We start from the raw sequence: 20,544 nt of genomic DNA on the forward strand, positions 1-20,544 counted from the left end.
ACTGAAACAATCTTGATCAACTACCGCTCATCCTCTCAGCCGGAGCGAGAAGACGCCTCATTCGTCCGCGAGCCGACGCGTGTTCCAAAAGAGCACGCTTCAGTTCTTCAGCTCTTCCAGTCCCGCGAAGAGATCGAGGGCTTCGGGATTAGCCAGCGCTTCCTTGTTCTTGACGGGGCGGCCGTGTACGACGTCGCGAACCGCAAGCTCGACGATCTTGCCTGATTTGGTCCGCGGAATGTCCGCGACTGCGATGACTTTTGCGGGCACGTGGCGTGGCGATGCACCGGAGCGGATGCGGTTCTTGATCGCCTGCGTCAGCTCGTCGGTCAGTTCTACCCCTGCTGCCAGCCGAACGAAGAGGACGACACGAACGTCGTCCAGCCAATCCTGGCCGATGCAGAGCGCCTCGGCGACCTCGGGCATCTGCTCTACCTGATTGTAGATTTCCGCTGTGCCTATGCGCACCCCGCCCGGGTTGAGCGTCGCGTCGGAGCGACCATGGATGATGATGCCGCCATGCGCCGTCCACTCGGCAAAATCGCCGTGGCACCACACATTGTCAAAGCGCTCGAAATAGGCGGCGCGGTATTTCGCACCGTCGGGATCGTTCCAGAACATCATCGGCATCGACGGAAACGCCTTGGTACAGACGAGCTCGCCCTTCTCACATTGCACCGGCTTGCCCTCGTCGTTCCAGACGTCGACCGCGAGGCCGAGGCCCGGCCCCTGGATCTCACCGCGCCAAACCGGCTTCATGGGGTTGCCGAGCACGAAACAGGAGACGATGTCGGTGCCACCGGAGATAGAGGCAAGCTGGACGTCCGCTTTGATACCCTCATAGACGAAAGAGAAGCCCTCCGGCGACAGCGGCGAGCCGGTCGAAGTGACGAGGCGAAGGGCGGAAAGATCATGGGTCGTCACCGGCGTGAAGCCACCCTTGCGCACCGCGTCGATGTATTTCGCCGATGTCCCGAAAACAGCGAAGCGTTCATCGGCCGCGTAGTCGAAGAGCACGTTGCCATCGGGATAGAACGGGGATCCGTCATAAAGGCAGAGTGTTGCCCCGACCGCGGGGCCGGAAGCAAGCCAGTTCCACATCATCCAGCCGCAGGTGGTGAAGTAGAAGAGTCGTTCGCCTTGCCTGAGCCCGCAATGGAATCGATGCTCCTTCAGGTGCTGAAGCAGGGTTCCGCCGGCCGAATGCACGATGCATTTCGGCACTCCAGTCGTGCCGGAGGAAAAGAGAATGTAGAGCGGATGAGCGAAGGGCAAGCGCTCGAAGGTGAGCGGCTTTGCTTCGAAGCCGGCCATAAAATCGGCGAGCGCCACACCCCCTTCGATCGATGCCGCAAGGGTGGCGCTGTCACCTGCATAGGGAACGATGAGCGTCGGAACGCCGAGCCTCGCAGAAACCGCACGCACCTTTAAGCCGACGTCCTGGCGCTTGCCGTTGTACCAGTAGCCGTCGCAGGCGATGAACAGTTTGGGGCCGACCTGGCCGAAGCGGTCAAGTACGCCCTGCTCTCCGAAATCGGGGGAACAGGACGACCAAATCGCTCCGACGGACGCCGTAGCGAGCATCAGCGCGATTGTTTCCGGCAGGTTCGGCATCATCGCGACAACACGATCGCCGACGCCCACTCCTCGCGACTTCAACGCCTGCTGCAGTCGCGATACCAGGCTTAGCAGCTCGTCCCAGGAGAGCCGATAACGCACCCTGTCCTCGCCACGGAAAATCAGTGCATCGGTATTGCCGCTCTGGCGCAGGAGGTTTTCGGCAAAGTTGAGTTTCGCGTCGGGGAAGAAGCGGGCCTCCAGCATGCGTTCGCCGTTGACCAAAGCCCTTTCGCCGCGCTCGCCTATCACGCCGCAATGCTCCCACACGGCGGTCCAGAAATCCCCGCGCTCGGCAATCGACCAGCCGTGAAAGGCGTCATAGTCGGCAAACGTACGGCCGAAACGCTGCCCACACCAGGCGATGAACTCGGCCATGGGGCTTCTCTCGAGCGTTTCGGCGTTCGGAACCCACAAGGGTCGATCTGACTGCATTTTCTCCTCCACTCCCGTTGTTTGCTTCTATACCATGCTGCAACGCAAAATAAACAGCATGCTTCGGCCCCGGAGCGAGCGGCACGACATTTCCCCGTCGCTTGCATTTGCATTATCCCAAGCATCGGCCTATCCAGACGATCTTGCGCAAGGGCGACGGCAAACGGGGCAACGGCAAACGGGCAGAATGAAAACATCTATGCTGAAGGCATCGAGCGCCTTGAGGCAGCGGCTGAGCCGCCGCCATCTCGCCTGGTCGGCGGCGGTCGGCGTCGTGCTTGCACTCGGTTACAACGCCGCCCTGCCCCTGATCGTCACGCGAACGGATGCGCGCGCTACGATGGAGCGGTTGCTCGACAGCTGGTCCGGCGGCAAAAGCAGGATCAGCGGAGAACCCCAGATCCGCTTCTGGCCGGAGCCTCTGGTCATTCTTCCCTCCACAGCGATCATGTCGACCGGAGCGCAGCCGCGCCCTCTGGCCGAGATCGGCCGCATCACTGCCTCCTTCAGTTTGCTGTCGGCAATTCGTGGCGAACCGGCGCTCGAGGACGTCACTCTCATCGATCCGGTCATCACCATCGAGCGCCTTGCCGACGGCACGACCAACTGGCAACTGCCGCACTGGCTGGCCCGACCGACACCGGGAATGGACAATGCCGTCGGCGGTATCGCGATTGAAAACGGCCGGCTGAAACTAAGGGATGCACTGTCGGGTAACAGCACCGATGTTGCCGGCATCGCCGGCACTGTCAAATGGCCCTCCTACGCCGAGCGGCTCAGCGCGCAATTCTCGACGGTTCTTGCTGGACAAGAGGTGGGTTGGGCATTCGTCTGCGACGATCCGCTGGCGTTTTTCGCCAGGCGCAACGCGCCCGTCAAGACCTCGATCACCTCAATTCCGCTTACCTTCTCATTCGAGGGCACGGGCAATCTTCTTCTCACGCCCTTTGCGTCCGGTCATCTGCAGCTGTCGGTACCCTCGCTCGCGGCGCTCGCCACGTGGTTGGGTGAGGCGAAGGACACCGGCCTTCCGCCAGGCGCTCTCAGCATCGATGCCAAGGTGGCGACGGGCGAAGACATACTGAAACTCGACGATTTGCAGCTGACGGTGGGTGGTGCCATCGCGACGGGCGTTCTCGACATCGCCCTACCAAAAGGGAAGGAGCCGCAGATCGGCGGTACTCTGGCTTTCGACCGTATCGACCTGAACGGCCTGTCGATTTCGATGCCGCCTCCGATCGACCGGAGCGGTCGCCTGTTGCAGCTGTTCGAAAACTTCGTCAGCAGATGGCGCACTGATGTCCGGCTTTCTGCACAGGAGGTGCTCGTCGGATCCTTGCATGTGACGGACCTGGCCGCCGGAGTGATCATCAACGGCAACCGTGCCTCGCTCGATATCGGCGACAGCACCTATGCCGGCGGCAGCTTGAGCGGCCGTGCGGCGCTGTCCGAAAAAGGACTGGAGCATGGCGGGCGGCTGCAGTTGAGCCTCAGAAACGCGGACTTTGCCACGGTGCTCGGCGGTTTCGGCCTCAAAGGCCCGATGCCGGACGGCAAGGGATTGCTGAACCTCGATATTGGCACCGATCGGCCCCTCTGGGATGCCGGCCTGGGCGACGCTTCCGGGCGCATCCGCTACTCGCTGACGAATGGAAGCCTGGTGGGATTCGACGTCCACGCCTTCAACGACCTCCTGCACAAGGGCGAGTTCTTTTCTTTGTCTGAGGCAAGCGAAGCAACGTTCGACTTCCAGGCAGCCGACATTGAGGCGAGCTTTGCCGATGGAACGGCGCGACTCGATCGGGCGGATCTCGTCAGCCCATCGGGCAATATTTCCCTGGCCGGCATTATTCCATACCGCAACGGCAGCCTGGCACTCGCCGGAACGCTCAAGGACGCCGCTGCTGACGACGGAAAGCCCCTGCGCTTCTTCGTCGGCGGCTCGTGGCCGAATGCCGTCATCTCGCCGCTTTCGATGCTCGTCGGTCCGAAGTGAGGCACCCGACGGGTGCAGCCGCGCGTCTTTTCAGACGCTGTCAGAGGCGCAATTGAATATACGCAAATCGTTCCGATTCTCTGGCCGATGCGTTAGCCGATTGCCGCAAAGGCTGCGCGCTCGTCCCTCTCGCGCTGTACCTCCCGCCGCTTGGTCACGAGTGAAGCGATAGTGGCACCCAGAGCCACAATGCCGATCAGGATCGTACAGATTGCATTGATTTCCGGCGTGACCCCCAGGCGGACCTGACTGTAGATCTTCATCGGCAAGGTCGTCGCGCCCGGGCCGGTCGTAAAGCTCGCAATGACGAGGTCGTCGAGCGAAAGCGTGAAAGCGAGGACCCAGCCCGAAAACACCGCCGGCGCGATCACCGGCAGCGTGATCGCGAAGAAAGCCCTGACCGGAGTGGCCCCGAGGTCCAGCGCCGCCTCCTCGATCGATTGGTCGAAACTCAAAAGGCGCGATTGCACGACGACGGCAACGAAGCACATGGTGAAGGTGATGTGGGCGAGGGTGATCGTCCAGAAGCCGCGATCGAGACCGATCGCCACGAAGAGCAACAGCAGTGAAAGCCCGGTGATCACCTCCGGCATCACCAGGGGCGCGTAGACCATGCCGGAGAAAAGCACACGTCCGCGAAAGCGCGAATATCGCACCAGCGCCAGCGCCGCCATCGTGCCGAGAACCGTCGCCAAGCTCGCCGACAGAAATGCCACTCGCACGGTTACCCAGGCGGCATTCAGCAAACTCTCGTTGTACCAGAGCTGGCTGTACCATTTCGTCGAAAACCCGGCCCATACCGTCACCAGCCTCGACTCGTTGAACGAGAAGATCACCAAGAGGACGATCGGGAGGTAAAGAAAACCGAAGCCCAAAAGCACGGAGGCGATGTTGAAGCGCGACCATCTCTCCATTCTCACCTCCCCCCGCTTTCGGACTTTGACTGGACGTTCTGGAAATAGACGATCGGAATGACGAGGATCAGGAGCAGGATCGTCGCCACCGCGGACGAGACCGGCCAATCGCGATTGGAATTGAACTCGTTCCAGAGCGTCTTGCCGATCATCAGCGTCTCCGATCCGCCGAGCAGGTCGGGAACGACGAATTCGCCTACGGCCGGAATGAAAACGAGCAGGCAACCTGCCACGACGCCGGGAAGCGAAAGCGGGAACGTCACGCGCCAGAAGGCTTTTATCGGAGTGCAGCCAAGGTCCTGGGCCGCCTCGATCAGCGAATGGTCCATCTTCTCGAGCGCCGAGTAGATAGGCAGCACCATGAAGGGCAGGTAGGAATAGACGATGCCGATATAGACCGCCGAGTTGGTGTTCAGGATGATCAGCGGCTGATCGATAATGCCGATCGCCAGCAGAAATTGATTGAGCAGCCCCTCGGGCTTCAGGATCGCGATCCAGGCATAGACGCGGATAAGAAAGCTCGTCCAGAAGGGCAAGATCACCATCATCAAGAGCATCGGCCGCATGGACCGCGGCGCCTTCGCCATGCCGTAGGCGATCGGGTAGCCGATCAGCAGCGTCAGGAAGGTGGAAACCGTCGCGATGACGACGCTCGATACATAGGCATTGAAATAGAGGACGTCCTCGGTAAGCCAGACATAGTTAGCCGCCGACAACTCACGCATGCTTTCGAAAACGCCGGACAGGCCTTCAGCCAGATCAAAAATCGGCGTGTAGGGCGGCATTGCGATTGCGGTCTGCGAAAGCGAGATGCGGAAGACGATGAAGAAGGGAACGAGGAAGAAAAAGAGCAGCCAGGCATAGGGGATGATGATCACCAAACGGCTGACGAGGGCTGGAACGAGCTTCGCCATGGCTCAATCCTTCAGCACGACGCCGGCGTCTTCGGCGAACGAGATCCAGACCTGCTGATCATAACCGAGCGGATCCTCAACCGCGCGAACCGCGTTCAGGGACGATGCCTTGACGACCTGGCCGCTCTTGAGCCGGACATGGAATATCGTCATGTCACCAAGATAGCCGATGTCCCAGATTTCGCCCTCGCCGGCATTGGTCGGTGCGTGGGCGGGTGGCTGGCGGCTGACCCGGATCTTTTCAGGACGGATGGCGACGGCCGCGCTGGTGCCGTTCGAAAGTTTCTCCGTGGACACCATCCGAATCGGAATGCCGCCGACCGACTCCAGCCGGGCGAAGCCTTCATCCATCGCAGTGATGGTGCCGTCGAAGAGGTTCACGTCGCCGATGAAATCGGCGACGAAGCGCGAATTCGGCGCCTCGTAGATTTCCGCCGGCGTCGCCACCTGGATGACCTTGCCGTGGCTCATGACGGCAATGCGATCTGCCATGGTCATGGCCTCCTCCTGGTCATGGGTGACGACGACGAAGGTGAGGCCGAGTTCCTGCTGCAGGTCCATGAGCTCGAACTGGGTTTCCTCGCGCAGCTTCTTGTCGAGGGCACCGAGCGGCTCGTCGAGCAACAGCACCTTGGGACGCTTGGCGAGCGAGCGGGCGAGCGCCACGCGCTGGCGCTGCCCGCCGGAAAGCTGGTGCGGCTTGCGCTTGGCGAACTTCTCGAGCTTGACGAGCTTCAGCATCTGCTGAACGCGTTCGGCTATGTCCGACTTCGGCATGCCATCCTGCTTCAGGCCGAAGGCGATATTGTTCTCGACCGTCATGTGCGGAAACAACGCATAGGACTGGAACATCATATTGACCGGTCGCCGATAGGGCGGGATGCCCGCGAGATTCTGGCCATCGAGGATGATCTCGCCCGAGGTCGGCTGTTCAAAGCCGGCAAGCATGCGCAACAGCGTCGACTTTCCACAGCCCGAAGCGCCGAGCAAAGCGAAGAATTCCCTTGTGTAGATGTCCAGCGACAGGTCATCGACGGCGGTGAATTCACCGAATTTCTTGGTTACGTTCTTGACGGAAATGAATGGTTTGGACGCCGGGTCCCCCCAGGGGGCAAAAGACCGACGGATACTGCCGAGAGACTTCATCATCTATCCCCGATGCCACAGCCGATGGGCGCGGCACCGCAACCGACACCCATTCTTCTTGCGGGATAAAACCGTTGCCACGATTTTACCCGCCCCCGCAAAAAATTGCCCGGAGCGAGATCCGGGCAATTTCCTTCCATGCCTATTGGCCGGTAACGATCTTGGTCCAGAGCCGGGTCAGGACCCTCTGCTCCTTTGGATCAAACGGCGTGGTCGTGAACAGTTTCTGCATGACCTCGTTCGACGGGTAGATGGCGGTGTCCTCGAGCACTTCCTTGTCAAGGAACTGCTGCGAGGCCTTGTTGCCGTTGGCGTAGAACACGTAATTCGAAGCTTTGGCGATGACCTCGGGCTTCATCAGATAGTTGATGAAGGCATGCGCTTCCTCGACATGGGGCGCATCGGCGGGAATTGCCAGCATGTCGAACCACATCTGCGCCCCTTGCGCGGGGATAGAATAGTCGACCGTCACCCCGGCATTCGCCTCGGCCGCGCGATCGCGCGCCTGGAAGACGTCGCCGGAGAAGCCGATAGCGAGGCAGATATCGCCGTTTGCCAGGGCATTGATGTATTCGGACGAGTGAAACTTGCGGACATACGGCCGAACCTTCATGAGCAAGTCGGCTGCCTTGTCGAGATCGGCCTGTTCATGGCTGTCGGGATTGAGCCCCAGATAGGCGAGCGCCGAAGGCATGACGTCGGTCGGAGAGTCGAGGAGGTGTATGCCGCAGTCCTTAAACTTCGCCGCAAGCTCGGGATTGAAGATCACATCCCAGTTCGGCTTCTCGTCCGTGCCGAGGATTTCCTTCATCTTGTCGACATTATAGCCGATGCCGGTGGTGCCCCACATGTAGTCGACGGCGTATTGGTTGCCGGGATCGTACTTGGCCGTACGCTCCATGATTACATCCCACATATTGGAGAGGTTCGGCAGTTTCGACTTGTCGAGCTTCTGGAAAACGCCGGCGGCAATCTGGCGCTGCAGGAAACTGGCCGTCGGCACCACCACGTCGTAGCCGGAGCCGCCGGCAAGCAGCTTCGTCTCCAGGATTTCGTTGGAATCGAAGACGTCATAGACGACCTTGATGCCAGTCTCCTTGGTGAAGTCCTCGAGAATACTGTCGTCGATATAATCCGACCAGTTGTAGACGTTGACGACCCGCTCCTGTGCGGATGCAAGCGTCGCCGAGCCGGCAAACAGCGCGGCCGCCAAGGTTGCGACGATGAGTTTGGACATGTAACTCCCCTCTTATTGTCGGATCGAGACAAGCCGTGGAACCCGCGCGGTCGTGTCCTGTCCGTTGATCTTGCAACGGCGAAGTTAGGCATGTTTTCCGATAACCTCAAGCGCTTTCGCGCCCCGCAACTTGGCAAATTCAGGTGCAAATTCAAGTTTCTCAAGCGCAGTGAACACGGGTACTTACATGACCGGGTCCGCCCGATCGTTGGGCGGAGCAAGACAGCTACTGGAAATCGAAGACGCTCAATCCCGTCGCCATTTCGTCGAGGCCAAGCGGTCGGGTAACGGGCGGTTCGGCTCGGGCAAGGCAGCCCTGCCGCTCGCACAGACGGCAAGCCGGGCCTACAGGAACTGCCGGAATGCGGGCAGCGCCGTAGATCGTGTCGTCGGCAAATGCCGCGTCACAGCCGATCAGCAACGCCGTACGCCTGACCCGCTCCTGAAAACCCGCCTGTGGCCCGTCGATCGTGCGCGCAATCACCAGGAAAGCACCGCCATCCGGCACTTCCACCCGATCGACAAGAATCTGGCCCGGCACTGCAAAGGCCGCATGGATATTCAGTTTCGGACAGGCGCCGCCGAAGCGGGCGTGCGGAAAAGCCTGAGCACCCATGCGACGCAGGCGGTTACCGGCGTTGTCGATCTCCATCAGGAAGAACGGGATGCCTGGAGCGCCGGACCGCTGCAGCATCGTCAAGCGAGTTGCGGCTTGTTCGAACGACACCTGGAAGCGCGCTTTCAGGACGTCGATATCGTATCTCGCGCGCTGGGCCGCGGCGTGAAACGCTGCATAGGGCATCATCAACGCGTGGGCGGCATAGCGCGCAAGCTCAAAGCGGCCGATGCGCCGGGCCTCGGCGGTGGAGAACCGGAACTGATCGAGCTCTGCCACGATCGCCTCGTGACCGGCGATCGATGCCACCTCCATGGCGATCTCCCGCGTCTGGTCGAAGGGAGACAGCCGCTCGGAAACGAAAAGGCGCATAGAGTGACGATCGAAGCGGCGGCGAAGATTCGGCATGACATGCACCGGCAATGCGCGGACGGCAAGGCCGTGCTCCTTCTTCAGCCAGGTCTTCAGCGCACTCACAAGATCGTCGCCGGGAGAGAGGCTCGTGTGAAAGGCTTCCATCGCCTCCTCGATCCGCGCGAAATGATGAGGCCGCCCCTCGAAGGCCTCTCGAACTTCGTCGATCGGCAGGCGCGTATCGGAGAGCGCCGCCATGTGCCCCTGACCGGCCAGTAGGTCCGCGAGGTCCTTCAGCCGCAATGCCTGCTCGCGATAGGCGCGATAAAGCTTGACGACACCCCCTGCGACGTTCGGTGCCGCTTCGGTGACCTCGATCAGCTCCTGGTCCCCGGGGAGCTCGGCGGCAAGCAACGGATCTGCAAACACCTCCCGCAATTGCGGCAAGCTGCCGCCCGTCTCGCCCTGCAGCTCGTCGAGGTCAACCCTGTAGACCGAAGCCAGCTTCAGCAGCAATTGCACAGTCAGCGGCCGCTGGTTGCGCTCGATCAGGTTCAGATAGGACGGTGAGATTCCGAGCGCCTCCGCCATGGCAGTCTGCGTCAATTGCAGGCCGTTGCGGATACGCCTGACGCGGGGGCCGGCGAAAATCTTGTTCTCAGCCAATTGTAACTCCTTTACAAGCGAGGCTGCATAAGAAGCTTTACATGATTTACAAATTTACTTTAGCGCGTTGTCAAACGCAATACAGGCTAACCCTTTATAGCGGCTCGATTTGATGATTTTCGTAGCCTGATGCCGCAGCGCAATGTAAAAAATGTCACATGACCTTACCGCGGATTGGCTGCGTAAGACGAAAGTCGAAGATCTATCGAATTTTTGCGAGGAGACGTTGATGACTGATTTTTACAAACTGGTTCCGAGCGCGCCGCAAGGTCGTTTCGACAGTGTCGAGCGCCCCTATTCCGCCGAGGACGTGAAGCGCCTTCGGGGCTCGGTCGAAATCCGTTATTCGCTGGCAGAAATGGGCGCGAACCGCCTTTGGAAACTCATTCACGAGGACGACTTCGTCAACGCGCTTGGCGCGCTTTCCGGCAACCAGGCGATGCAGATGGTGCGCGCAGGTTTGAAGGCGATCTATCTTTCCGGCTGGCAGGTCGCAGCTGATGCCAATACTGCATCCGCGATGTATCCGGACCAGTCGCTCTATCCGGCCAACGCGGCGCCGGAACTCGCAAAACGCATCAATCGCACGCTGCAGCGTGCCGATCAGATCGAGACTGCGGAAGGCAAGGGCCTTACGGTCGAGACCTGGTTCGCGCCGATCGTCGCCGATGCGGAGGCCGGCTTCGGCGGGCCGCTCAACGCCTTCGAGATCATGAAGGCCTTCATCGAAGCGGGCGCTGCGGGCGTCCACTATGAGGACCAGCTGGCGTCGGAAAAGAAGTGCGGCCACCTCGGTGGCAAGGTATTAATCCCGACCGCGGCGCATATCCGTAACCTGAACGCCGCCCGGCTTGCCGCCGATGTCATGGGCGTGCCGACACTGGTCATCGCCCGCACCGATGCGGAAGCGGCGAAGCTGCTCACCTCGGACATCGACGAGCGCGACCGGCCCTTCGTCGATTATGACGCCGGCCGCACGGTCGAGGGCTTCTATCAGGTGAAGAACGGGCTCGAGCCCTGCATTGCCCGCGCGATCGCCTATGCGCCGCATTGCGATCTCATCTGGTGCGAGACTTCGAAGCCGGACCTGGAGCAGGCGCGCAAATTCGCCGAAGGCGTGCACAAGGCCCATCCTGGCAAGCTGCTCGCCTATAATTGCTCGCCGTCGTTCAACTGGAAGAAGAACCTCGACGACGCGACGATTGCCAAGTTCCAGCGGGAGCTCGGCGCGATGGGCTACAAGTTCCAGTTCATCACCCTCGCCGGCTTCCATCAGCTGAACTTTGGCATGTTCGAGCTGGCGCGCGGCTACAAGGAAAGGCAGATGGCCGCTTATTCGGAGCTCCAGGAAGCAGAGTTTGCGGCAGAGGCCAACGGCTACACCGCAACCAAGCACCAGCGCGAAGTCGGCACCGGATATTTCGATGCCGTGTCGCTCGCGATCACAGGCGGCCAGTCGTCGACGACCGCCATGAAGGAATCGACCGAGCACGACCAATTCCGCCCTGCGGCAGAATAGGAAAGACGCGAGGTGCGCGGCATCCCTGCCCCGTCACGCACCCTGCGGCAAACCTCGAACCCCGGAAGCGGGAGAATACCAACCCGCTCCGGCTCTAACCCTTAAAGGAGCACTCCCATGACAGTTCAGACACGCGTCAAGGAACGGGCCGAGGAACAATCGTCGGCCATGACACCGGAACAGCAGGCGGCAATCCGCATGGTCGCCAACGACCTGCACAGACTCAACCAGTCAGTCATGAAGGCAGTCGATGCCGGCGTTTCCGTCGAACTCGTACGCTCGGCGCGTCACCATGGCGGTGAAGGCAATTGGGGCGACCTGCTGATCCCCGTCATCGTCACCCAGGGGCGGAAATGATGATAGCGCTCGCCTTGCTTGCAACCGCGCTCATCCTCTGCACCGCGAGCTGGTCAGAACCCCTGCTCGCGAGGACGCAGGCCCTTGCGGTTCGGTCGCGGCGGAGCGACGGATAAAGGCCGAGACGCCCTCCGAGAGGGCAGCAAGCGGCCGGCGACAGCCGGCCGATTTGCGCGTTAGATGGCGTTCCGCCGCGGCCGCTTTCCGGCGAAGAGGTCCACATGGCTGCGAAACAGCCGCGTCATCCGGTCGACGACGGTGCGAATATCCCGCCTGTGGCGGTCCTCGTTGTTCATCACGATCCATTGACGGTGTCTGAGGCCGTCGATCTCCTCGCCCGCACGTTCGAGCTGCGGATCGAGATCACCGACGAAGCAGGGCAACACGGCCTTGCCAGCGCCCGCCCTCGCAAGGTCGAGCAGCGAGCGTGGGCGCGTGACCGTCGCTACGATCCTTGCGGACGCCTTATCGTGCGGCCAGCGCAAGTAGGCCGAGCGTGCTTCGTCTTCGCTGACGGCCACCCATCGCTCCGTTCCGCCGGCCGCGTTCTTTTGGCGATAGGCGGCATAGGCGACTTCGCCGATCAGCCGCGAAGCGAGATAGGTCTCCTCCGGCTCGAAAGCGCGAATGCCGATGTCGCTCTCGCGATAGGCAAGACTTGCCCGCGCCTCACCGATCGAAAGTGAAATGCCGAAGGAGTCGCGCTCGGTACAAATCGCCGGAAAGTTTTCGGCAATCAGCCACGATCCCCATGTGCCTGCCGCGATGCGGACGATCGTGTTCCCCTCGCTCTCCTGCTGCCAGCTCTCCACCTTGCGAGCGGCCGCTTCCATCTCCTGCAATTGCTCAAACAGCAAACGGCCGTCGGCGGTCAGGGCATATCCGGTCTGGCTGCGAATAAAGAGCGCGCGGCCGGTGTGCTCTTCGAGCTCCAGCATGCGTCGCCCGATGGTCGCCGGGCTGAGACCCGTGGCCTGTGCGGCGCCCGTAAGCCCTCCGCCGCGCGCCACGGTCATGAAACAGCGGTAGATGTCCCAATCGATGTTTTTCATGAGTGAAAAACATATGACGAAATCGAGTGTATGTAAAACAGGTTGAGATGCATAAAAAAAGGGATGCCAAGACAAGAACAAGCATGACAAGGAGCATCACCAATGGACATGATGGCAATGGCTCTCCTGTTCGACATGGCATCGAGAAATCGACGCCCAGGCGACGCGTTCAACGTCCGATCGCCTGCTCGCGAAACGACCTTCGCGGAACGCTTGTTTCCTGCACTGCTCCGCGGACGGAAGCAGCTGGAGATTGACCGCGACTGCACGCGCGGCGAGATGCCGTAGAAACCATTGGCGCCGCGCATCTCGGATGCGCGGCGGCCGATCGTGCACAATGGTGCCCCTGGTCTAGGCGGCGCGGTAAACGTCACCCAGGGCAGCGTCCGGCTCCAGGCGGAACTGCTCGACGAGCATCATTAGAGTGTCCGCCTGGTTGGCCAATGCCCGGCTTGTCGCCGTCGCTTCCTCCACCATCGAGGCGTTCTGCTGGGTCATCTGGTCCATCTGGTTCACGGAGCCGTTGACCTCGTGGAGTGCGGTTGCCTGATCTCGGCTGGCGGTGGCGATCATCTCGACGTGCCTGCTGACGGCGACGATATCGGCGCTGATCGAGGCAAGCACGGCGCCCGTCTCCTTGACGAGCAGCGACCCGGAATTGACCTCCTCGGTCGATTTGTTGATGAGGTCCTTGATTTCGTGGGCCGCCTCGGCGGAACGCTGCGCCAATTCGCGGACCTCCTGCGCGACGACGGCAAAGCCCTTGCCGGCCTCACCGGCACGCGCCGCCTCGATTCCGGCATTGAGTGCCAGGAGGTTCGTCTGGAAGGCGATGTCGTCGATCACCTCGATGATCTGCTCGATCCGGCGCGAGGCTTCCTCGATCCGGCCCATCGCCGCAATGGCGTTGGAGACAACCGTCGCCGAACTGTCGGCGCTCTTCTTGGTCTGCGAGACGGCCTGGTTTGCTTCGTGTGCGCGTTCGGCGGAGGAGCGTACCGTGGCGGTGATCTGATCGACGGCCGCGGCCGTCTGCTCGAGAGAGGCGGCCTGTGCCTCGGTGCGCTTTGACAGGGCGTCGGCCGAATGATGCATGTCGGCTCCGTTCTGCTGGATCGCCTGGGCATTCGAGCGGATCTGCGCCAATGTGTCCTGGAGACGGATGAGAGATCCGTTGAAATCGAGCCGCAGCTGCTCGAGCCGGCCCTGGAAAGGCACATTGATCTGCCGCGACAAATCACCTTGCGCCAGGCGCCCGAGTCCGGCGGCAAGCTCGTTGACCGCCAGATCGATCTGCCGATCGAGCTCGCGCTTTTCCGCATCGTTGCGGCTGCGCTCCGCCTCGGCGCGAGCGCGCTCTTCGGCGCTCTCAGCCTCGATGCGCACCTTGGAAAGCGCATTTTCCTTGAAAACGCCAAGGGCCCGAGCCATGTCGCCGATCTCGTCGCGCCGGCCGTCGCCGTCGATGGCGGTGTCGAGCATGCCGTCGGCGAGGCGGCGCATGGCCGCAGTGATCTGACCTATCGGCCGCTTCAGGGTCAGCGTCAGGGCAATGCCGGCGAGAAGCGCAATCACTACGCCAATAACGGTAGCGGCGACGGAAATCTGGTTTGCGTCCTCGCGTTCCGTGCCGGCGGCGACCTTCTGCTGCTCGGCAAAGCCGGTCAGGTCGTTCCAGATTTCATTGATCGCGGCGCCGGCGGCGTTGAACTCGGACCTCCGCTTTTCGGTGATCTCGACGAGGGACACGCCGTCCTTCTTCATGGCGTTGATGACAGGTATGATCGCGTCGGCCAAAGCTTCGAACGAACTCGCGTTCTTTACGATGCCACGCAAGGTTGTCACGTTGGACTGAACGGCGAGGAACTTGTCCAGGAGCTTCTGACGGTTCTCCTCGGTCGTGCTGCCGAGGAATGCGGCCGCTGAGATCTGGACATCGGTAAGCGATACGGACAGCCGGCGCATTGCCGTCAAAACCGCTTCGGTGCTGGCGATCTTGCCGTCGAGTGTGCTGAAGATCTGCGTGGCCTCCCGCATCTTTCCCACGGCAGCGGCTTCGAGGCGGAAGCTGGCGTTGCGGAACCGGTCGACGAATTTCGAGAGCCCTACAAGCGTTTCAGACCCGGCGGGGGCCCTGATGATGGCGCCGATTGCACCCGAGGCCGAGTTGACCGTCTCCGAAAGCGCCTTCTCCTCTTTCGGTAGCAGAGCGAAAATGTCGCGCTGCGTGCGGCCGAGGATCGGGAACAGTTCCTGAGCGACCTTTATCTTTTCCTCGGCGGTAGCCGCGCTGCTCACCTTCGTCGCGAACTCGTTATAGAAGCGGCTGGCGCGCAAGAGCTTTTCGGCATTACGCAACATCGTCTTTGCCGCATTCTCGTCCTTGCGCACCGCGTATTGCAGATCGTTGGTCTGTCCGCTGATCTTTGCCTGCTCGACAGCCAGCTTTTCCAGATTTGCCTTGCTTGCCCGGTACAACCGCTGTTCATTCTCGTGCAAGGTCCAAAGGCCGTCGATACGGTTCTCAATCTCACTTGTCGCGGCTATCGCTCCAGCGAGTTCCGTTTCTCCGCTGGCGCCGGCGACCTGAGCCGCCGTCGCGGCGAGAACGCCCTTTTGCGCCGCGATCGTGTCCTCGACGGCCTTGCGACTTTCCTCGGTGGTCTCGTGCAGGAAATGGTTCATTCCCGCATAGACGTCCTTGAAGCCGCTCAGCGTCTGCAGGACGCTGTTGGAAATCTCCATACGCCCCTGCAGCAGCCCCGAAGCGTAGAGGCCGGTGAGACCAACAGCCGAGATGCTGACGACGAAGGGCAGGATGAACAACAGAACCTTCGTCTGAATCTTGAAGCGAGCAAGAATCCTGTCAATGAGCATGGGAAACCCTTTGGCTCAGCGCGTTTCGCCTCCTCCAGTGGCTCAAGCTCCGTTCCGTCGACCGAGACGTGATCAGGGACAGATGCGCAGGTGCCACGCGACGCGTAAACAGGCTGATTTTCGGAAAGTCATGCGGCGCGCGCCGCCAGTCCACCTGCAATCATTGCGGGACCCGCGCCACTATCGCAGCGAGGGCCTTGCGGACTCACATCCCGGCCATCTTCAGGCGGAACGATTAAAATTCTTATAAGCAGTCCACGAAGGCGACGGATGAACGCCGACGACTCGTCGGACTGGCCCATGCGACCGACCATCCGACTCAGAAGGCGCGGAAGACGGCGACGGCTGCGATCGTGAAAAGTGCGAGAACAGCGGCAAAGGCGATGAGTTCCGCCTGCGAGCGGCGTTCCTCGACACGGGCGATCGTAATGGCGCGGGGCCGGCGGCGTTGCATGTTCATGGCATCCAGTCCTTGACTTGCATGGCGGCAGGCCCAGCCTGCCAGCGACCCGTCTGAGAAGACGTGCCGCGCTATCCGAGGTTCAGCCATTTCCCTTAAGAATGGCTGAAGATGCAAATCACCAATCTTGCCGGCCCGTTACACCGCTTGACCGGCGACGAAACCTGACGCCCAGGCCCATTGGAAATTATAGCCGCCAAGCCAACCGGTGACGTCCACGCATTCGCCGACGAAATAAAGGCCGGGGACCTGCCGCGCCTGCATGGTTCTGGAGTCGAGCTTACGCGTGTCGACGCCGCCGAGAGTCACTTCGGCAGTCCGGTAGCCCTCCGAGCCCGCGGGCTTCAGCCTCCAGGCCTGGACGGACGCGGCCAGCGCATCGATCGCCCTGTCCGAAAGATCGGCAAGCATGCGCCCGGTAACCCGTGCCTCCTCGGCGAAGAAATGCGCCAGCCTGCGCGGCAGCATATCGGCGAGCACCGTCTGCGGCGCTTGACGCCCGTTCGTGCGGCGCATGGCCTTGAGGGCCGCAGCAATGTCGACATCCGGCATGAGCCTAAGGACGATTTCCGCGCCTTCGCGCCAATAGGAGGATATCTGCAGGATCGCCGGGCCGCTCAAGCCCCGGTGGGTGACGAGCACCGCCTCGCGGAAAGCCGCCTTGCCGAGCCGGACTTCGGCATCGGCGGCGACGCCGGCGAGCGCCCCGAGCCTTTCAAGCTGAGCCGGATCGAGCGTCAGAGGCACCAGCGCTGGCCGCGTCTCGACGACCGGCAGCCCGAACTGCTCCGCGAGGCGGTATGCAAGCCCCGTCGCGCCCATCTTCGGGATGGACTTGCCCCCGCTTGCAACCACCAGAGAGGCCGTCTCGATCGTCCCTCCGCTTGTCGTCACGCGAAAGCCCGATGATAACTTTTCGACTGCCGAGATTGCCGTCTCGAGTCTCAAAATCGCGCCCGCCTGCTTCATCTCGGAAAGCAGCATCTGCACGATGTCCTTGGCCGAATGGTTGCAGAAGAGCTGCCCCAACGCCTTCTCATGCCAGGCAATGCCGTGCCGCTCGACCAGAGCCAGGAAATCCTGCGGTCCATAGCGAGAGAGCGCCGACTTGCAGAAGTGCGGGTTTTCGGACAGGAAATTCTTCGGGCCCGCGTCAATATTGGTGAAATTGCATCGGCCGCCACCGGATATGCGGATCTTTTCACCGGGTGCCTTGGCGTGGTCGAGCACGAGTACGCGGCGGCCGCGCTTTGCCGCCTCGATCGCGCACATCATGCCGGCGGCACCCGCCCCGATGATCACCACATCCTGTTTTTCGGCCACGCATTGCCCCCTGGAATTTCCCTTCCTTTTCGAGATGCGCGGCGAAAGTCAATCGTGAAGGACGCTCCTGCGGCAAGTTGCACGGTGACATGGGTGCAAAACGCAATTTTCTCATCCGGCGCTAGCCAATCGTCAAACTGCGGCTATGATGCGCTATCCGAGGCCAAATCCGGTGATTTATGACTTCCAAGAGAAGTATTGCCCAAGAGACAGCAAAGGTCAGCAAAAGCTCCAACATACCTCTAGCGTTGCATTCCCCGCGAGGGGTGAAAACCTGGAAGGAAGCGGTCGACTGGCTCAAGATACGCGGCATCGAAGACATCGAATGCATCACTCCCGACCTTGCGGGGGTGCCTCGTGGCAAGATGATGCCGACCTCGAAGTTCACGTCCAACACCTCGCTGGCACTGCCTTCGGCGATCTACCGTCACACGATCTCGGGCGAGTACCCCGATGAGACCGCGCAGTTTCGCTATGACTCGCGCGACAGTGACATCAAACTGGTGCCGGATCTTTCGACCCTTTCCATAGTTCCGTGGGAAACCGATCCGACGGCGCAGGTGATCTGCGATATCGTCGGCTCCCAGGGCGAACAAATCAGCTACACGCCTCGCAACGTTCTGAAGCGTGTCGTCGACCTCTATCGTCAGAAGGGCTGGAAGCCGGTCGTCGCGCCGGAAATCGAGTTCTACCTCGTCGCGCAGAACGACGACCCGGACTATCCGTTGCGCCCGCCGAAGGGGCGTTCCGGCCGCTCGATCGTCGGAGGCCAGGGCTATTCGATCGCCGGTATCAACGAGTTCGACGAGCTCATCGACGACATCTACCATTTTTCGGAAAAACAAGGGCTGGAGATCGACACGCTTATTCACGAGGAGGGACCGGCACAGCTCGAGATCAACCTCAGGCATGGCGATCCGATCGAGCTTGCCGACCAGGTCTTCCTGTTCAAGCGCACGATTCGCGAAGCGGCGCTGAAGCACGGCATCTATGCCACCTTCATGGCGAAGCCGATGCAGGGCCAACCGGGTTCGGCGATGCATATTCACCAGTCGGTCATCGAGATAGCCTCGGGCCGCAACATCTTTTCCAATCCGGACGGCTCGCCGTCCAAGGAGTTCTTCTCCTTCATCGGCGGCATGCAGCATTACGTACCTAAGACATTGGCAATGATGGCGCCCTATGTGAATTCCTACCGGCGTTTGACGCCCGATATGTCGGCGCCGGTCAATACAGCCTGGGGCTACGACAACCGGACGACGGCCTTCCGAATCCCCGTCTCGGACCCGGTCGCGCGGCGGATCGAAAACCGGCTGCCGAGTTCCGATGCGAACCCGTATCTGGCGCTCGCCGCCTCTCTCGGCTGCGGCTATCTCGGCATCGTCGAGGACCTGCAGCCGACGCCCCCTTCCGAAGACACGGCGAATGAAGGCGAGATCGATCTGCCGCGCGGTCTCCTCGAGGCGGTGTCGCTCCTCGAATCGGCGACGTCGCTCGCCGACGTCTTCACTGCCGAATTCATCGACATCTACGCCGGCGTGAAGCGCGGCGAGTTCGAGACCTTCATGCAGGTGATCAGCCCCTGGGAGCGCGAATTCCTACTGCTGAACGTCTGACCGGAAGTTCTCCTCATGACCTGGCAAAGCCCGATATCGCCCGGAATCTCCTGGTATGAGGCAACCGTGCCCGAGCGGCCGGCCTATCCGGCGATGCCGGGCTCGCGCAAGGCCGACGTCGCCATCATCGGCGGCGGCTATACGGGGCTGCAAGCTGCATACACGCTTTCGAAAAGCGGCGCCGACGTGACGCTGATCGACGCCTGCCGCTTCGGCGACGGCGCGTCCGGCCGCAATGGCGGGCAGCTTGGCACGGGCCAGCGCGCCTGGGCGGAAGATCTCGAAGATCTGCTCGGCCACGAACGGGCGCAAGCCATGTTCGACATGGCGGAGAACGCCAAACGCTACTTGCTCGAGTTTGCGCATGAGCACGAGATCGATATCGAGTTCATGCCTGGCCAGCTCTCGGTCGGCCACAAGGCCAGCTTCGAACGGCATTACCGCCGCCATGTCGAGGCGATGGCCGAGCGCTTCGGTTACCCCCATCTTTCCTTCATGAACCGAGAGGAAACCGCAAGCCGGCTTGGATCGAGCCACTATCGCTTTGGCATCCGCGACACCGGGACCGGCCACATCCACCCGATGAAACTGCTGGTCGGTCTGGCGAAAGCGGCTGCCATGGCCGGCGCCAATCTCCACGAGCGAACGAAGGCGCTGAAAATCGAGAAACGGAACGGGGCGGTCATCGTCGAGACTGATCGCGGGGAAATCGCAGCGGACCGGGCGCTGATCGCCTGCAATGCCTATATCGGCAACCTTGAGCCGGTAACGGCCAGCCACGTCATGCCGATCCGTTCCTTCATCGGCGCTACCGCTGTTTTGACCGAACATCCCGAGGTTCTTCCTGGTGGCGAATCGGTCGACGATTCGCGCTTTGTCGTGCGCTATTTCCGCAGGTCGAGGGATGGCAGGCTGCTCTTCGGCGGCCGCGAGGCCTATACGGCCGACAATCCACGCGACATTTCCAGCCACATTCGCCGCCAGATCCGCGAAATCTACCCGGCACTTGCCGATGTCGAAATAATCCATGCCTGGGGCGGGGCGGTCGGCATCACCATGCCGCGCCAGCCCTTCTGCCGAGAGGTCATGCCGGGCGTCATCACCATCGGGGGTTATTCGGGCCACGGGGTCATGCTCTCCAACTATTGCGGCAAGCTCTATGGCGATCTCGCGCTTGGCAAGCAGACCGAGCTCGACCTACTCAAGGACCTGAAAATACCGGCGTTTCCGGGAGGAGCACGCTTCCGCTCAGCCCTCCTCTACCTTGCGCTGAGCTGGTACGCCCTTCGCGACCGACTTTAAAATTGCCATGGAAGAAGTGTGATACTCTTCGGACCGTGCATCCTGCTTGCGGCGGGAAAGTGCGGTGCGGCAATTTTGTTGCGGGGCACCCTAGCGCTTTTAAATCGATTAGATTATACCTGCCCTGACCTCAACGAGATCGA

Annotated in this window: 15 protein-coding genes; 5 read left to right on the plus strand and 10 right to left on the minus strand. The window is 61.3% G+C overall.

Annotated features, from left to right (window positions below; all coding sequences use genetic code 11):
• Positions 1–99: 99 nt before the first annotated feature.
• Positions 100–2,052 (minus strand): acetoacetate--CoA ligase, encoded by a 1,953-nt coding sequence (locus J2Z31_RS10205; protein WP_209601775.1) that lies wholly within the window; start codon positions 2,050–2,052, stop codon positions 100–102.
• 187 nt (positions 2,053–2,239) lie between these two features.
• Here J2Z31_RS10205 and J2Z31_RS10210 point away from each other — a divergent pair, with 187 nt between their 5' ends.
• Positions 2,240–4,048 carry an AsmA family protein gene (locus J2Z31_RS10210; RefSeq protein WP_209601776.1) on the plus strand — a complete coding sequence of 603 codons (1,809 nt, stop codon included), beginning with the start codon at positions 2,240–2,242 and terminating at the stop codon, positions 4,046–4,048.
• Positions 4,049–4,140: 92 nt separating this feature from the next.
• Here J2Z31_RS10210 and J2Z31_RS10215 read toward each other — a convergent pair whose 3' ends face one another.
• The 5 genes from J2Z31_RS10215 to J2Z31_RS10235 form a co-directional block, all read right to left on the minus strand.
• The gene (locus J2Z31_RS10215) at positions 4,141–4,962 is read right to left on the minus strand and encodes an ABC transporter permease subunit (protein WP_209601777.1); all 822 of its coding nucleotides are present in this window, start codon (positions 4,960–4,962) and stop codon (positions 4,141–4,143) included.
• 2 nt (positions 4,963–4,964) lie between these two features.
• The gene (locus tag J2Z31_RS10220; RefSeq protein WP_209601778.1) at positions 4,965–5,876 is read right to left on the minus strand and encodes an ABC transporter permease subunit; all 912 of its coding nucleotides are present in this window, start codon (positions 5,874–5,876) and stop codon (positions 4,965–4,967) included.
• A gap of 3 nt (positions 5,877–5,879) precedes the next feature.
• Entirely contained in the window at positions 5,880–7,025 is a 1,146-nt protein-coding gene (locus tag J2Z31_RS10225) for an ABC transporter ATP-binding protein (RefSeq protein ID WP_408022023.1), read from the minus strand.
• A gap of 139 nt (positions 7,026–7,164) precedes the next feature.
• The gene (locus J2Z31_RS10230; protein ID WP_209601779.1) at positions 7,165–8,259 is read right to left on the minus strand and encodes a polyamine ABC transporter substrate-binding protein; all 1,095 of its coding nucleotides are present in this window, start codon (positions 8,257–8,259) and stop codon (positions 7,165–7,167) included.
• A 226-nt stretch (positions 8,260–8,485) separates the two neighbouring features.
• A complete protein-coding gene (locus tag J2Z31_RS10235; protein ID WP_209601780.1) occupies positions 8,486–9,895 on the minus strand; it encodes a helix-turn-helix domain-containing protein in 1,410 nt (469 codons plus the stop codon).
• A gap of 229 nt (positions 9,896–10,124) precedes the next feature.
• Here J2Z31_RS10235 and aceA point away from each other — a divergent pair, with 229 nt between their 5' ends.
• Positions 10,125–11,414, plus strand: coding sequence for an isocitrate lyase (aceA, locus tag J2Z31_RS10240; protein ID WP_209601781.1), 1,290 nt, complete (start codon positions 10,125–10,127; stop codon positions 11,412–11,414).
• Between the two features lie 117 nt (positions 11,415–11,531).
• Positions 11,532–11,771: an SMc00767 family acetate metabolism repressor gene (locus J2Z31_RS10245; RefSeq protein ID WP_209601782.1), complete on the plus strand. Its 240-nt coding sequence runs from the start codon at positions 11,532–11,534 to the stop codon at positions 11,769–11,771.
• Between the two features lie 176 nt (positions 11,772–11,947).
• Here J2Z31_RS10245 and J2Z31_RS10250 read toward each other — a convergent pair whose 3' ends face one another.
• The 4 genes from J2Z31_RS10250 to J2Z31_RS10265 form a co-directional block, all read right to left on the minus strand.
• Positions 11,948–12,823, minus strand: coding sequence for a LysR family transcriptional regulator (locus J2Z31_RS10250; RefSeq protein ID WP_209601783.1), 876 nt, complete (start codon positions 12,821–12,823; stop codon positions 11,948–11,950).
• A gap of 351 nt (positions 12,824–13,174) precedes the next feature.
• Entirely contained in the window at positions 13,175–15,700 is a 2,526-nt protein-coding gene (locus J2Z31_RS10255; protein ID WP_209601784.1) for a methyl-accepting chemotaxis protein, read from the minus strand.
• A gap of 319 nt (positions 15,701–16,019) precedes the next feature.
• Entirely contained in the window at positions 16,020–16,160 is a 141-nt protein-coding gene (locus tag J2Z31_RS10260; protein ID WP_209601785.1) for a hypothetical protein, read from the minus strand.
• Positions 16,161–16,298: 138 nt separating this feature from the next.
• Positions 16,299–17,483 (minus strand): BaiN/RdsA family NAD(P)/FAD-dependent oxidoreductase, encoded by a 1,185-nt coding sequence (locus J2Z31_RS10265; protein ID WP_209601786.1) that lies wholly within the window; start codon positions 17,481–17,483, stop codon positions 16,299–16,301.
• 179 nt (positions 17,484–17,662) lie between these two features.
• On the opposite strand from J2Z31_RS10265, the gene J2Z31_RS10270 reads away from it, so the two are divergent.
• Both J2Z31_RS10270 and J2Z31_RS10275 read left to right on the plus strand, forming a co-directional pair.
• Positions 17,663–19,099: a glutamine synthetase family protein gene (locus tag J2Z31_RS10270; RefSeq protein ID WP_209601787.1), complete on the plus strand. Its 1,437-nt coding sequence runs from the start codon at positions 17,663–17,665 to the stop codon at positions 19,097–19,099.
• Between the two features lie 15 nt (positions 19,100–19,114).
• Complete coding sequence (locus tag J2Z31_RS10275; RefSeq protein ID WP_209601788.1) at positions 19,115–20,401, plus strand: NAD(P)/FAD-dependent oxidoreductase; 1,287 nt, start codon at positions 19,115–19,117, stop codon at positions 20,399–20,401.
• Positions 20,402–20,544: the final 143 nt, after the last annotated feature.

The sequence above is a fragment of the Sinorhizobium kostiense genome, from assembly GCF_017874595.1.
GTDB lineage: Bacteria > Pseudomonadota > Alphaproteobacteria > Rhizobiales > Rhizobiaceae > Sinorhizobium > Sinorhizobium kostiense.

Excerpts from the sequence above, each read along its gene's own strand:
- J2Z31_RS10260 (WP_209601785.1), bottom strand. The coding sequence starts at position 16,160 with ATGAACATGCAACGCCGCCGGCCCCGCGCCATTACGATCGCCCGTGTC.
- J2Z31_RS10245 (WP_209601782.1), top strand. The coding sequence starts at position 11,532 with ATGACAGTTCAGACACGCGTCAAGGAACGGGCCGAGGAACAATCGTCG.
- J2Z31_RS10270 (WP_209601787.1), top strand. The coding sequence starts at position 17,663 with ATGACTTCCAAGAGAAGTATTGCCCAAGAGACAGCAAAGGTCAGCAAA.
- J2Z31_RS10205 (WP_209601775.1), bottom strand. The coding sequence starts at position 2,052 with ATGCAGTCAGATCGACCCTTGTGGGTTCCGAACGCCGAAACGCTCGAG.
- J2Z31_RS10250 (WP_209601783.1), bottom strand. The coding sequence starts at position 12,823 with ATGAAAAACATCGATTGGGACATCTACCGCTGTTTCATGACCGTGGCG.
- J2Z31_RS10230 (WP_209601779.1), bottom strand. The coding sequence starts at position 8,259 with ATGTCCAAACTCATCGTCGCAACCTTGGCGGCCGCGCTGTTTGCCGGC.
- J2Z31_RS10255 (WP_209601784.1), bottom strand. The coding sequence starts at position 15,700 with ATGCTCATTGACAGGATTCTTGCTCGCTTCAAGATTCAGACGAAGGTT.
- J2Z31_RS10225 (WP_408022023.1), bottom strand. The coding sequence starts at position 7,025 with ATGATGAAGTCTCTCGGCAGTATCCGTCGGTCTTTTGCCCCCTGGGGG.
- J2Z31_RS10210 (WP_209601776.1), top strand. The coding sequence starts at position 2,240 with ATGAAAACATCTATGCTGAAGGCATCGAGCGCCTTGAGGCAGCGGCTG.
- J2Z31_RS10275 (WP_209601788.1), top strand. The coding sequence starts at position 19,115 with ATGACCTGGCAAAGCCCGATATCGCCCGGAATCTCCTGGTATGAGGCA.
- aceA (WP_209601781.1), top strand. The coding sequence starts at position 10,125 with ATGACTGATTTTTACAAACTGGTTCCGAGCGCGCCGCAAGGTCGTTTC.
- J2Z31_RS10215 (WP_209601777.1), bottom strand. The coding sequence starts at position 4,962 with ATGGAGAGATGGTCGCGCTTCAACATCGCCTCCGTGCTTTTGGGCTTC.
- J2Z31_RS10220 (WP_209601778.1), bottom strand. The coding sequence starts at position 5,876 with ATGGCGAAGCTCGTTCCAGCCCTCGTCAGCCGTTTGGTGATCATCATC.